Source organism: Nocardiopsis metallicus (genome assembly GCF_014201115.1).
GTDB lineage: Bacteria > Actinomycetota > Actinomycetes > Streptosporangiales > Streptosporangiaceae > Nocardiopsis > Nocardiopsis metallicus.
In genome coordinates this window covers 5,985,728-5,998,223 of the sequence record NZ_JACHDO010000001.1, presented here as the reverse complement: position 1 = coordinate 5,998,223, position 12,496 = coordinate 5,985,728, and the positions used below count along the sequence as shown (strand labels likewise).

Below are 12,496 nucleotides of genomic sequence, written 5' to 3'. Positions count from 1 at the left end.
GGTCCCCACATGAACGACATGACGACGCCCTGGCACAAGTCGAGCTACAGCAACGAGGCCGGTACCTGCGTGGAGGTCCGCGAAGGCCCCAACACGCTGGTTCGCGACAACCAGAACCCCCACCTGGACGTACTGGGTTTCCCCACCCGGGCCTGGGCCGACTTCCTGTCCGGGATCAGAGCGAACTGACGCTGGGGCCACCCGTCCCGAAGGACGAGCGGCCCCAGATCCCCTCCCGGCTTCCCTTCACCCGGCCTCGCGGAGTACGTTCACCACCCGTTCCAGGTGCTCATGAGGGAAGAGAAGATGCGCGCTGGGCGCTGTCTTGCCTCGGCCTCCGATGAGCTCGGGTAGAAGCGGGCGTACGCACCACCAGGACTCGGTGAGTCCCCACTGGGACAGGGCCAAGCGGAGCTCGGGGTCTCGGCTGAGCAGGCCCACCAGGTGTTCGGCGTCCTCGGCCTCCAGCTCCAGCCAAGCCCGGTCCGCGCAGAAGTCGATCCACCGACTATCGCCCGCCGCGAGTCCGGGCGGTGAGGCGGCGAGCATGGCCCCGTAGTCCTGGCAGCTCGATCGGGTGCGGATACCGAGCTCCCAGAGCCGGGTGATGAGCGGCATCAGGTCCTCGTCAATAGGAACCTGCGCCCCTTGAGGTGTGCGCAGCGGCCGCCAAGGATGGAGTGCGGGCGGCGACGTCATCGCGGTCTCCGTTCGTGCGTGCGGCGGCCAGGGCCCAGATCCGCACCGCGTCGATGTGGGCGCGCTTCAGGCCCTGGTAGGGGTCGGGTTGGATCAGCAGGGTGGGCACCCCGTTCAGGGCTCGCTGGCGGGCCCACTCGTGGTCGGGGTGGGCAAAGTCGTCGTCGATCCACACCAGGGGCGCCTGCGCGGCCCAGGTGGCGACGGCGTCGCGTTTCCACAGGTAGCCGTTGGGGTGGCGGGTGAGCTGCCTGATGGGGCCGAGGTCGATGTGCGGGTAGACGTCGAGGCCGAGCCGGGGGCCGATGGTGCGTGCGGCCGCGCACTGCCAACTGGTGGCCCAGATCGGGCGAAGCAGGCCCGTGGAGTGGAGCTCGGTGATCCACGAACCGTGGTCCGGGTTCAGCCAGACCGGCACTTCGGTGCCGTTGAGGTCGACCCGGTGGGGCCGGTAGTCGGGTGGGAGTGAACCTCCGGGCCCGGGGAAGGGGTTGAGCACCCCGTCGATGTCGATGAGCAGGTACGGGGGGTTGGCCGTCATCACACATCCCGTCAGACGTTGAGGAGCCGGACCGCTTCTTCGATATGCGTGCCCACGACCCGGGCGTACATGTGGTCATCGGGTTCATGGGCGATCCACAGCGCGGCCTGGGCGAGGTACCACTCGACGATCCACACCCGGTGCCAGCCCAGCGCCCAGTCCTGAGCGGACAGCCCGCCCCGATCAGCCAGGGTTTCCTCGGGGCCTGCGGCCTGGACGTAGCGTTCGAGCAGGGCGCGGGTGCGGTCAGGGTCGGCGGGGTCGATGGTGCCGTGCCAGGAGGCCAGGTCGAGCAGGCCGGGCCCGTGGAAGGCACGGGCGAGGTCGTACATGTACACCCGGCCCGGGCTGATGAGCAGGCTGGTGGGGTGGAACTCCGAGTGCACCCACCCGAACGGGGCCAGCGCGGCGCCCTGCGCCCTGGCCGGTGCCGCCTTCTCCAGCAACCTCAGAGCGGTTTTGAGGTCGGCGGTGTCGGCCCAGCGGTTGTTCTCGTGCAGCACGGTCAGGGTGCGCAGTGCCCGGCCGGGCAGTGAGGCCAGCCAGTCGGTGTCTCCGGGTGAGAGGAAGTCGGGGACAGCGGCCGAGTGCAGTTGCCGGGCTGCAGCCACCCCGTCGTCGTCACTGGCCTGGCGGCAGGGTTGGCCCAGGTCCTCCAGGAGCATCCCCAACGTGGTGCCACTCCGGGTCGAGGTGAGCACCCAGGGAACGTCGACCCCGGCCTGGCGGGCGGCGATGAGGGCCTGATCCTCGTGAGTGAAGGGTTCACTGGCGTACTTGAAGATCACCGTCCCACCATCAGGGGTGTGGAGGCGTTCCACGTGCGAGAGCGCCCAGCTGTGCAGGACCTCCGCCGAAGTACTGTCGACCCCCGCAGCGCTGGTGACCTCCTGGCGCAGCCGGTCGATGTCCTGGGTGTGCACGAACACTCCCTTTCTCGCGATCGAAGCGCCGGGGCCGCGCGGGCCCCGGCGGGCCTGGTTGTTCAGGTGGTGGAGCCGTAGGAGCGCACGGCCTGGATCCACTGGTCGCGGAACTGGGCGAGTTCGTCACGGAAGCGGCCCATGGGGGTGCCGTAGGCCGCGACCACGCCGCCCTTCTGGGAGGGGGTGGACTGGCAGCCGTGCACGAGCCGACCGCCCAGGGCGGTGTGGGCCTTGATCGACTCGATCCTGCGGTTCTCGTTGAACAGGCCGCCGTGGAAGACCTCGTCCAGGGCCTGCACGGTGGGCTCGTCCAAGTCGTAGACCACGCGTGCGGTGTCGCCGAAGAACCAGGCGGGTCCGACTACGGAGATTCGGCCGTCGGCGTCGACCTTGTTGAGCGCGGTGAGCGTGGACACCTCCGCAAGGATCCTCAGGTGTTCGGCGGTGATCCCGGGGACGTCCAGGGTGGGCAGGTGTTCGGTGCGGAAGAGGTAGCTGTAGACCTTCCAGGCGATCCCCAGCACCTCGGCAGGGTCGTGGGTGATGCGGACATGGTCCTCGATGAACCGCAGCGCCTTCTGTTCCAGGGCTTCGTCGGAGGACTCCTCCAGAGGCAGCATCCGATCAGTGACGGTCTGCCAGTCGACGACACGCCAGCCGGTGGACTCCAGACGGAAGAAGTAGTCCTCGGGCTGAACGGTAAGCGTGGAACCGTCCACCGTGATTCCGGGCAAGCGTTCCCAGCGGGGGTCGAAGCGGTGGTCGGGCAGCTCCACCGTGAACGGGGCGAGTGTGGTCGTCATGCCTGTTCCCTTTCCTCTTCTGCAGCTTCGGACAGATCTCACCGTCTCGTCGGGGAGCCTCTGCCGAGAAGGCTCGGCCTCGGGGTTCGTGCGTGAGTCCAGAGCGAAGGAGTGCACAGGGGGCGTGCGTTTTCGCAACTTCGTTCCCCACAGGCCAGGCGCGTGCCACACTGCACTCCCCCGGACACCGCGGAAACACTGTGGAGACGCCGTGCCGCGCACCCCCAAACAGCCGAACACCCAACTCGCGCAGCTCTTGGACGAGTCAGGTATGCCCGCAAAGGGACTCGCCCGCCGAGTGGTCTCGCGCGGTGATGAGCTGGGGCTCTCACTGTCCTACGACCACAACAGCGTGCGCCGCTGGTTGGAAGGGGAACGGCCACAACAACCGGTCCCCGCGCTGATTTCCGGAGTTCTCTCCGAGGCCCTGGGGCGCCCCGTCAGCCCGCAAGAGTGCGGCCTACCCGGCGGGGACGAGCGCACCCTGGAATTCCCGCTCTCCTGGACCACGGGTATCTCCACCGCTGGGCAGCTGTACCGGGCCGACGTCGAACGCCGCCGTGTGCTGCTCGGCGGATACTCCCCTGCCGCCTACCCGAGCGCCACCACCCGCTGGCTCACCCATCCGCCCTCCCCGGGCCCTGCGCACCGGGGCCGAACACGGGTCGGACGCCCTGAAATCGCCGCCATCCGGCAAATGACCCGGGCTTTCCGCGACCTCGACAACCGCGTGGGCGGGGGCCGTATCCGCAGCACCGTCGTGCAGTACCTCGACGCCAACGTCACCCCGCTCCTCCACGGCACCTACACCGAAGAGATCGGACGGGAGCTGTTCTCAGCGGCGGCCGAGCTGACCAAGGCTGTGGGGTGGATGGCCTACGACTGCGAGCAACACGGCTTGGCCCAGCGCTACCTGGTGCAGGCGCTACGCATGGCCAAGACCGCGCAGGACGACGGCCTGTGCGCCGAGATCCTCGCCGCGATGGGCCACCAGGCCACCTACATCGGCCGCTCCGCCGAAGCGGTGGACCTTGCGCGGGCAGCCCAGTCCGCAGCCACCCGCACCGGGCTCACAGCGCTCATGGCCGAGTGCCACCTCATCGAGGCCCACGGCCACGCGGGCCTATCCGACCACCGAGCCACCTCGGTTTCCCTGGGCGCAGGGGTGAAGGCTTTCGAGGCCGAGGATCCCGATCCTCCGGAGTGGCTGGCCTACTTCGATGAGGCTTACCTCGCGGCGAAGGTCGCGCACTGCTTCCTCGCCCTGAACGACGACACCCAGACCGCCGCGTACGCGGAACGTTCCCTGGAGATGAACACCGACTACGTCCGCGGCCGCACGTTCAACCTGCTGATGCTCGCCACAGCCCACGCCCCCAACGAACCCGAAGAAGCCGTCCGGATAGGTGGCCAGGCCCTGGATCTGGTCGAGGGATTGCAGTCCCGCCGAGCCCTGTCCTACCTACGTGGCTTGGGCCACCGCCTCCGCGCCCACGAAAGCTCGCCCGCAGTCGAGGAGTTCACCGTGCGGGCCAGGGAGGCCGTCACACGAGAGTGAGCGTCCGGTAGACCGCCACAACCGTGGACGCACCGACGATCTCGCCGCGGTCGATCATCTTCACTGCCTCTTCCAGAGGCCACCAGCGGATCTCCTGTGCCTCGTTAATGTCCGGAGGGGTGTCGGTCAGGTCAGCGCCGCGAGCCAGGTAGATGATCTGGGGTTGGTCCACCGACCCGATCGCGGGTTGGAAGGTCACCATGTGCTCCATCGAGCGAGGCCGCCACCCGGTCTCCTCCTCGACCTCACGGGCGGCTGCGGCCTCGATATCCTCCGCGCCGTCCACGTAGCCGCCCGGTAGTTCCCACACCCAGCGGTCGATGATGAACCGGTGCCGCCGCATCAGGAGCACTTCTCGCTGGTCGTTGGCCACCAGCGTCATCGCGGCCGGGGGCATGGCCACGACGTACTGCGTGAAGGACACCCCGTCCGGGAGGGTGATGTCGACCGTAGACAGTCGGATGTGCCGGTTCTCGTCCACCAGCTTCTCGCCGTGGATCGTCCATTGCGTACTCACACCGGCATCCTAAGTTCAGAATCACCAAAAAATTCCCCATTAATGCAACTGATTTAGGCCTGATTCTTTTTTATTCCCCCAATAGAACTTCCCTGACATGATCACGCTCTTCCGATTCATTTTGCATGTCTTCTGATTCAGAACCTGATCCTTCAAGAACCCAGTAAGCATCTGAACTTGATAGCGCCGACTCGGCCCCCTCTTGCACTACCCCAGAGAGAACACGGTCTAGAGCCTCCTCTCGCCGAACACGGCTGAGTCGATCGCTGGCAGCGCGCTCGACTGATCGCAAGTAAGCACTCGCAGCCTGGTCTTTTTGAACTTCCGACATACCTGTTGAAGCTTCCGAACCACCCTCCCCACGTTTAATTGTGTTCACCCTCTCAGAGAAGTCTTGAAGAATATCCAATAGGGCTTCTGATGAGACTGGGAGATGCTCCGCCTTTTTCGCCAACAAGACGAAAAGGGTGTAAAAATCTGATTTATTGCGAAAGCGAGTCCGGCGCATCTGACTGGCAATCGGAGAAAGCGTTGAAATAACACGACCAAATCGACGCTCCAAATCCTCAATCACTCCAGCAGGAACACCCTGTTTTTCATAAGCAAGGAACAGCTCATCAAGCCCGTCTTTCTTGTTTGGGTAAGCTCCAGAAATTACAGCATAGGAAATTTCCGCCACGAATTCATCGCTTCTTCTGCGCAGATAGTCCTTCGGAGAAAAAAGGCCCAAGTCTGAAAATAGTGAGTTCTGCGAAGCCAGTTCAATAAGTTTTACAAATGGCCCAGTGTAGGCGGCATGCCTTAGCTCTTGGGGTTCCATTGCCTCAACAGTTTTGTTCAGGCGGCGGAATATCTCACGAAGGACATTATCTCCCACACTTGGCAATTTTCGCGCGACAAGCTCGTAGCTCCGGAATCTACGCTGCAGACCTTCCTCCAGCTCAGAGAACGTCTTACCTCTCCACTCATCACCTAGCTCCTCACCCCCACCCAGCCTGATCTTACCTTCAATAAAGTTGAGGCAAGCCGAAATCCTCTGCTGACCATCAACAACAATCGTACTCTCACTTCCATCTGCCGAAGTCTCAGTTTGGATATAAACTTCAGGAACCGGAAGGCCCCTGAGAATCGAGTCAACCAAGAACCCTTGCTGTTCAGTATTCCAAACCAAGTTTCGCTGAAAAGGAGGCCTTAGAATTAGCACACCTTCCGCGTACTGCCTGAAGAAGTGATTAATCGTCAGGTTCGAAGGCGTGGAAGCCAACTGCGGATCAAAGGCAAGAGAACCTTCAGGCGTCATTCGTACATTCCCCTTCTGCATTTTACCAGCCCGTCGGATACATAGTTCCTAAGACTCCAATAGTCACGATATATCCATATACCGAGAGAAATTTCTCGGTCCAACAGTCTAGAAATGTGCTCTTCTACTCCAACAAGAGCGGTCATCCAGCTCGGCCCAAAAGAAAGAGCCGGGAGTAGCTTATGAGCCAAAATCGTTCCATCAAATAAGCGCCTTCTCTGCCATGAGATATTATCCCTTACCAGCTCTTCCATGTAACCCAGCGTCGGCTGAGACGCTTTACGCAGATCTCTCCATGCAGTTTCAAAGTGGTACTCAGAAATAACAGCAAGATCTATATCAGATTCAATATCAAACCTCTTCAGCTTACCGAATTTCGCCTTGGATGGATTCAAGGAAAGCCCAATGGCACCGGATCCGATACAGAAAATGCCATTCCGATCCACCTCCAAGCTGTTCGCAATCAAAGCAGCAGTAGACCTAAATCCATCAGGAGTATCCTTGAAAGAATAGGGGTCATTTCTGAGAAAGTTATCGTCAATCCATGTGAGAACAGAATCACACCGCAGGATTTCATCCTCCGATGGATATGCCACGCTTCAGCTCCTTAGCGATCTAGTTAACGCATGCGCCATGCTATCCTAAAGCAACCGAAAGAGGAAGCACTAATCCAGGAATGTGGAATAGCAACTCGACTGGACAAACTAAATCCGAGGATTTTGAGGTTAGCTAAGCTGTCCTCTAGTCGTTCTAATGTTCAGGGGTTCTAACCGTACTCCAATGGAGCCCGAACTAGCTCCGCTGCGTCTCCACTGCCATAGAAACCGATATTCGGTGGCGGCCTTCTGTGGACACCGACGGCATCACAAGGCCTAGACAGGGTTGGAAGAAACATCGCATAACGAGCGAAATCCCTGCTCTTCCGTGAATTTTAAGCCGCTGAGTGACGTTCGATTCGTTGTTCTGGTGCACCCGTGAGGGTGCACCAGAACAACGAAGGTCGTGCACCCGCCCGGTGCACGGGGGGCGGCACAACGTGGGGGAACCAGGGGCAACAGAGTGATGGTCAGCGCCACTGCCTGCGGATTCTCGTGTTTACGCAGGTCACGCCACTCACGGTGGGCGGTTCGATTCCCGTCATCCGCTCCGTAAGAAAGACGGCCCCTGAGCAGCGAACACGGTTCGCACGCCAGGGGCCGTCTTCGCGTTCAGGGTGCACCAGCGGGTGCACGGGGCCTCAGATGACGCGCCCAGCTCCCGTCATACGCGCGGTTTGCAGATGTGGTGGGTAATCGGCGAAGCCGTCCTCACCTGCCAGATCGGCGACAACAAGGCGATGCGCACCCAGCTCGAACATCACCTGGAGCCGAGCGACCACCCCCGATCAATCTCCAGGTGCTCCCGCCGCCCGGGGGAACGCAGGCTCTGCGGCACCCGCAATCGAACCCGCTGAGATCATCATCCGGGGCTTGTTCCGCTCCCCCGGATCCGTCCGCGCCCCACCCGGGGCAGAACGCGGCCCTCTCTTGTGAAACCTCCGATTGCACCCGTTGACAGAGGTGACCCAGGACACAAGAATGGTGATACTTTTGGGAGCGCTCCCAGCGCTTCCGGCCGCTACCCCCAAGCGGAAGGACCCCCGTGAACCCGGCACACAGAACAAGGATGACGGCGCTCGGCGCAGCAGCCGCTCTAGGTGCGAGTCTCCTCGCGGCGCCCCCGGCGCAGGCCGACGAGGAACCCGTCGAGCAGATCACCAACGGCGACTTCTCCGACGGCACGACCGGCTGGTGGGCCAGCGAGGGACTGGACCTGGCAGTCACCGACGAGGAAGTCCTGTGCGTGGACGTCCCCGGCGGCACCGGCGACCCCTGGGACCAGATCATCGGCCAGAACGACATCCCCCTCGTGGCCGGTGAGTCCTACGCCTTCTCCTTCAGCGCCTCCGGCGCCGGACGCCCCGCCCGCGCCCTGATCCAGGAACCCGTCGACCCCTGGCGGACCCAGCTGGACGAACGGCCGGTGCTCACCGCCGAGACCTCCTCCCACGAGTACGTCTTCACCGCCTCGGCCGACATGGACGACGCCCAGGTCGCTTTCCAGATCGGCGGCGCCGCCGAGGACTGGGTCTTCTGTCTGGACGACGTGTCGCTGCTCGGCGGGGCGGAGCCCCCGGTCTACCAGCCCGACACCGGGCCCCGGGTGCGGGTCAACCAGGTGGCTTACCTCCCCCACGGCCCCAAGAACGCCACCGTGGTCACCGACTCGGAGGACTCCCTGCCCTGGGAGCTGTCCGACGCCGACGGCGCGGTCGTGGCCGAAGGCGACACCGTCCCGTACGGCCTGGACTCCTCGTCCGGCCAGAACGTGCACACCGTGGACTTCGGGGGCGTCACCGAGGCGGGCCAGGGCTACACGCTGACCGCGGACGGGGAGACCAGCTATCCCTTCGCGATCAGTGCCGACCCCTACGCGGAGCTGGCCACCGACGCCCTGGAGTTCTACTACACCCAGCGCAGCGGTATCGAGATCCTCGACGAGATCGCCCCGGGTTACGGTCGCGAGGCCGGGCACGTGGGGGTCGCGCCCAACCAGGGCGACACCGAGGTCACCTGTCACCACTCCGAGCCGTGCGACTACGCCCTGGACGTGTCCGGAGGCTGGTACGACGCGGGCGACCACGGCAAGTACGTGGTCAACGGCGGCATTTCGGTGCACCAGATGATGAGCGTCTACGAGCGCGCGCACACCGCGCCCACCGGTAACCCCGACCGGGTTTCGGACTCCTCCCTGGCGATCCCGGAGCGCGACAACGGTGTCCCGGACGTTCTGGACGAGGCCCGCTGGCAGATGGAGTTCCTCCTGTCCATGCAGGTTCCCGAGGGTGAGGAGCTCGCGGGCATGGCGCACCACAAGGTTCACGACGAGCGCTGGACCGGCCTGCCCCTGATGCCCGCCGACGACCCCCAGCCCCGGTATCTGCACCCGCCGTCGACGGCTGCCACGCTGAACCTGGCCGCGACCGCGGCCCAGTGCTCCCGGGTGTTCGCCCCATACGACACCGAGTTCGCGGCCGAGTGCCTGACGGCCGCGGAGACAGCCTGGGAGGCCGCCGTAGCCAATCCCGAGCGGTACGCGGCGGCGGGCGGCGAGGGCGGCGGCCCCTACGACGACGACACCCTGGTCGACGAGTTCTACTGGGCCGCTGCGGAGCTGTACCTGGCCACCGGGGCCGGAACCTACGAGGAGGCGGTGACCTCCTCGCCGATGCACACAGAGGACGTCTTCACCGCCTCCGGGTTCGACTGGCGCTGGACCGCCCCGCTGGGCCGTCTCCAGCTGGCTGCCCTTCCCAACGGTCTGCCCGACCGCGACGAGGTCCGCGCCTCGGTCGTCGAAGGGGCCGAACAGTACCTGGCCAGTGTCGAGGAGCACCCCTACGGCCTGGCCTACGCTCCGGACGACGGCGTCTTCGCCTGGGGCTCCAACAACCTCGTGCTCAACAACCTGGTGGTGGTCGCCACCGCGTACGACCTCACCGGCGAATCGCGCTTCCGCGACGCGGTACTGGAGGGCATGGACTACATCCTCGGCCGCAACGCCCTGAACCAGTCCTACGTGACCGGATACGGCACCAACGACGCGGTCAACCAGCACAGCCGCTGGTACGCCAACCAGCTCGACCCGGCCCTGCCCAACCCACCCGCGGGCACGTTGTCCGGCGGACCCAACTCCGACACCGGGACGTGGGACCCCGTGGCCCAGGCCAACCTGGCCGGATGCGCGCCCCAGTTCTGCTACATCGACCACATCGACTCGTGGGCGACCAACGAGCTGACCATCAACTGGAACTCCACGCTGGCCTGGGTGTCCGCGTTCGTGACGGACCAGGGCGACGCCTCCTCCCCGGCTACGGCCTCCTGCGAGGTCGACTACGTGGTGCACGGTGAGTGGTCCGGGCGCTTCAACACCCAGATCACCGTACGCAACACCGGGGACGTGCGGGTCGAGGGCTGGGAGGTGGCCTGGTCCTTCCCCGGGGCGCAGAGCCTGGACCGCCACTGGAGCGGTGTGCTCACCCAGTCCGGACACGCGGTGACCGCGGGCGACGCCGAGTGGAACGCGGCCATCGCACCCGACGGCGAGGCGACCTTCGGCTTCATCGGCACGCTGCCCGACGGGGTCGCCAACGCCGTACCGGAGAGGTTCACCCTCAACGGAGCCGTCTGCGGCTGACCCGTAGCGGCGGGAACCATCTCGAAACCCCGGCCGGGGTCTGGGCGAAGGCGCACGGCGTCCCGTCCAGACCCCGGCCGGTTTCTCGGTGGAGGAGTGCGCCAACCTCCCGCGGTGGTTCCCGTCCCCTCCCCGGTACGCCTGTTGAGGCAGTGCTCGGACGTTGCCCTCCTACCGGGCGTGAAACGCAGGTTCGACGCTGAACCGGCTGTCCGGCCTGATCGGGCCGGCGGGCTCAGGGTGGTTCCGGTGTTCCCGGGCGGCGCTGCCGGGCCCCGGTTCCGGGTGGCGCTGCGGGGACGGGCACGCAGGGGTCCCAGAGCGGCGGGGTGGGCCCGGCCTCGGAAGAACCACCCTCAGCGAGCATCGAAAACCTACAGCGGCCACAGTAGACATGGCTACTTCGTGCTGCTACATTTTCTGTCGTAGCCACCGAGATACACGGCTAGGCCACCGGATACGCCGGTGGGGAGCAGGACGGCTCGCCCGGCGCGCACTGCCGTACGGCGCCGGGAGCCGGTAGGACCGCAGTACGAATAGTTCAGCAGTACCCGCAGTAACGCAGTACCGGCCTTCCGCTCGCACAGGGAAGGCCGCAGCAGGAAGTAGAGCAGGACGGCTCGACGGTGTGCACGTGCTTCAAGACACCGGGGGCCGGTAGGACCGCAGTACGAAAAGTTGAGCAGTACCCGCAGTAACGCAGTACCGGCCTCCCGCTCGCACAGGGGAGACCGCAGCAGGACGAAGGACGCGGTAGGGCTCGACCGGCGCACGGTTGTTCAGCGTCGGGGGCCGGTAGGACCGCAGTCGAAAACATTGCACGAAGTGAGAAGCGAGAGGAGTAAATGCCATCAGGATCGCCTGAGCGAGGAGAAGTTCCGCTCGGGTACCGCAGGCCCCGGTTCGGAAGAAGGTGGTCCACGGTCACACAACCGCGATCCCCGCGATCCCGTTCTAGCTCGACTTCGGGAAGCGGAAGACCGGCAGCTGCCGGTAGGTGGTATTGAACTCTCGGGCCCCAGCGCCGTACGGCGCTGGGGCCCTCGACGTGCGTTCAGGAGAAGAAGGACACGCACTTGCCCCGTCCCGAAACCGGCAACCGGTTCGACGATGACGACTACCCCGCCTACACCGTGGGCGCCGCAGCGGAGATGATCGGCACCACGCCGGCCTTCCTGCGCGCACTGGGAGAGGCCAAACTGATCAAGCCCCTGCGCTCGGAGGGCGGTCACCGCCGCTACTCCCGCTACCAGCTCAGGATCGCCGCACGCGCCCGCGAGCTTGTGGACGAAGGCACACCGATCGAGTCCGCGTGCCGCATCATCATCCTCGAGGATCAGCTCGAGGAGGCACAGCGCATCAACGAGGAGCTTCGTGCCGCCAACCCGCCCCAGACGTGAGAGGGGACCCGCCCGCTGGCCCCGGGCCGGATCCTGAGCCCACACGAGCAGCGCCGTGCGGATAAGCGGGGCCCTTGCGAACTCACTGCTCCGCGGGTCCGCGACGGCTGCCTCGGTCGGCCTCTGAAGAGCGGCGTGCCCTGTGCCGGCCCGAACTGTTTCGGCAAATTCTGAATAGAAGTCGGAATACGTGGCAGGAAGTCACTGAGACAGGCGACGACGTCACCGATCCGTACGAGGAGGAGTGCTCATGAGCCAGTCGGAGAAACTCAGGGGCAGGGCCGCCCAGGTTTCGGGGAAGTTCAAGGAGTTGGCCGGCAGGGCGACCGGGAACAACCGGATGCGCTACAGGGGCCGCTTCGAGATGTTCAAGGGCCGGGCTCTCACCCGGACCGCGGTCTGGAAGGACTCCCTGCGCGGAACCCTCCGCGACCTGCGCGTCAGCGGACGATGAACACCTGAACACCGAGCGCTGCCCCATGCGAACGGCCCTTCCCGCGACGATTCCGGGAAGGG

13 protein-coding genes are annotated in these 12,496 nt (G+C 64.8%); 6 read left to right on the top strand and 7 right to left on the bottom strand.

From position 1 onward, the window contains the following. Window positions 1–9: 9 nt before the first annotated feature. Window positions 10–189 (top strand): DUF397 domain-containing protein, encoded by a 180-nt coding sequence (locus HNR07_RS26320; RefSeq protein WP_184367384.1) that lies wholly within the window; start codon window positions 10–12, stop codon window positions 187–189. 57 nt (window positions 190–246) lie between these two features. Here the strand turns inward: HNR07_RS26320 and HNR07_RS26315 are convergent, their stop codons facing one another. The 4 genes from HNR07_RS26315 to HNR07_RS26300 all read right to left on the bottom strand — a co-directional run bounded on the left by HNR07_RS26315 (window position 247) and on the right by HNR07_RS26300 (window position 2,969). Continuing rightward, on the bottom strand, window positions 247–618 hold the full coding sequence (locus HNR07_RS26315; RefSeq protein ID WP_184367382.1) for a hypothetical protein: 372 nt from the start codon (window positions 616–618) through the stop codon (window positions 247–249). A 10-nt stretch (window positions 619–628) separates the two neighbouring features. Beyond that, window positions 629–1,240 (bottom strand): HAD domain-containing protein, encoded by a 612-nt coding sequence (locus tag HNR07_RS26310; RefSeq protein ID WP_184367380.1) that lies wholly within the window; start codon window positions 1,238–1,240, stop codon window positions 629–631. Between the two features lie 11 nt (window positions 1,241–1,251). Beyond that, window positions 1,252–2,163: an aminoglycoside phosphotransferase/kinase family protein gene (locus HNR07_RS26305; protein WP_184367378.1), complete on the bottom strand. Its 912-nt coding sequence runs from the start codon at window positions 2,161–2,163 to the stop codon at window positions 1,252–1,254. A 62-nt stretch (window positions 2,164–2,225) separates the two neighbouring features. Then, entirely contained in the window at window positions 2,226–2,969 is a 744-nt protein-coding gene (locus HNR07_RS26300; protein ID WP_184367376.1) for a hypothetical protein, read from the bottom strand. Window positions 2,970–3,180: 211 nt separating this feature from the next. On the opposite strand from HNR07_RS26300, the gene HNR07_RS26295 reads away from it, so the two are divergent. Beyond that, window positions 3,181–4,527 (top strand): hypothetical protein, encoded by a 1,347-nt coding sequence (locus HNR07_RS26295; protein WP_184367374.1) that lies wholly within the window; start codon window positions 3,181–3,183, stop codon window positions 4,525–4,527. Here HNR07_RS26295 and HNR07_RS26290 read toward each other — a convergent pair. From HNR07_RS26290 to HNR07_RS26280, 3 genes are all read right to left on the bottom strand, one after another. Next, the gene (locus HNR07_RS26290) at window positions 4,514–5,044 is read right to left on the bottom strand and encodes an NUDIX hydrolase (RefSeq protein ID WP_184367371.1); all 531 of its coding nucleotides are present in this window, start codon (window positions 5,042–5,044) and stop codon (window positions 4,514–4,516) included. The genes HNR07_RS26295 and HNR07_RS26290 overlap by 14 nt on opposite strands. 70 nt (window positions 5,045–5,114) lie before the next feature. Beyond that, window positions 5,115–6,344 carry a DUF262 domain-containing protein gene (locus tag HNR07_RS26285; RefSeq protein ID WP_184367368.1) on the bottom strand — a complete coding sequence of 410 codons (1,230 nt, stop codon included), beginning with the start codon at window positions 6,342–6,344 and terminating at the stop codon, window positions 5,115–5,117. Then, window positions 6,341–6,940 carry a hypothetical protein gene (locus HNR07_RS26280; RefSeq protein ID WP_184367365.1) on the bottom strand — a complete coding sequence of 200 codons (600 nt, stop codon included), beginning with the start codon at window positions 6,938–6,940 and terminating at the stop codon, window positions 6,341–6,343. The genes HNR07_RS26285 and HNR07_RS26280 overlap by 4 nt, the downstream gene beginning before the upstream one ends. Window positions 6,941–7,557: 617 nt before the next feature. Here HNR07_RS26280 and HNR07_RS35205 point away from each other — a divergent pair. From HNR07_RS35205 to HNR07_RS26265, 4 genes are all read left to right on the top strand, one after another. Further along, on the top strand, window positions 7,558–7,797 hold the full coding sequence (locus HNR07_RS35205) for a Scr1 family TA system antitoxin-like transcriptional regulator (protein ID WP_376769949.1): 240 nt from the start codon (window positions 7,558–7,560) through the stop codon (window positions 7,795–7,797). Window positions 7,798–8,009: 212 nt separating this feature from the next. After that, window positions 8,010–10,580 carry a glycoside hydrolase family 9 protein gene (locus tag HNR07_RS26275; RefSeq protein WP_184367362.1) on the top strand — a complete coding sequence of 857 codons (2,571 nt, stop codon included), beginning with the start codon at window positions 8,010–8,012 and terminating at the stop codon, window positions 10,578–10,580. A 1,076-nt stretch (window positions 10,581–11,656) separates the two neighbouring features. Next, a complete protein-coding gene (locus tag HNR07_RS26270; RefSeq protein WP_184367359.1) occupies window positions 11,657–11,980 on the top strand; it encodes a MerR family transcriptional regulator in 324 nt (107 codons plus the stop codon). A 250-nt stretch (window positions 11,981–12,230) separates the two neighbouring features. Further along, window positions 12,231–12,434, top strand: a complete 204-nt coding sequence (locus HNR07_RS26265; RefSeq protein ID WP_184367356.1) for a CsbD family protein — start codon at window positions 12,231–12,233, stop codon at window positions 12,432–12,434. Window positions 12,435–12,496 lie beyond the last annotated feature (62 nt).

Coding starts and splice junctions, on each gene's coding strand:
- HNR07_RS26275 (WP_184367362.1), top strand. CDS start 8,010: ATGACGGCGCTCGGCGCAGCAGCCGCTCTAGGTGCGAGTCTCCTCGCG.
- HNR07_RS26265 (WP_184367356.1), top strand. CDS start 12,231: ATGAGCCAGTCGGAGAAACTCAGGGGCAGGGCCGCCCAGGTTTCGGGG.
- HNR07_RS26300 (WP_184367376.1), bottom strand. CDS start 2,969: ATGACGACCACACTCGCCCCGTTCACGGTGGAGCTGCCCGACCACCGC.
- HNR07_RS26310 (WP_184367380.1), bottom strand. CDS start 1,240: ATGACGGCCAACCCCCCGTACCTGCTCATCGACATCGACGGGGTGCTC.
- HNR07_RS26315 (WP_184367382.1), bottom strand. CDS start 618: ATGCCGCTCATCACCCGGCTCTGGGAGCTCGGTATCCGCACCCGATCG.
- HNR07_RS26285 (WP_184367368.1), bottom strand. CDS start 6,344: ATGACGCCTGAAGGTTCTCTTGCCTTTGATCCGCAGTTGGCTTCCACG.
- HNR07_RS26320 (WP_184367384.1), top strand. CDS start 10: ATGAACGACATGACGACGCCCTGGCACAAGTCGAGCTACAGCAACGAG.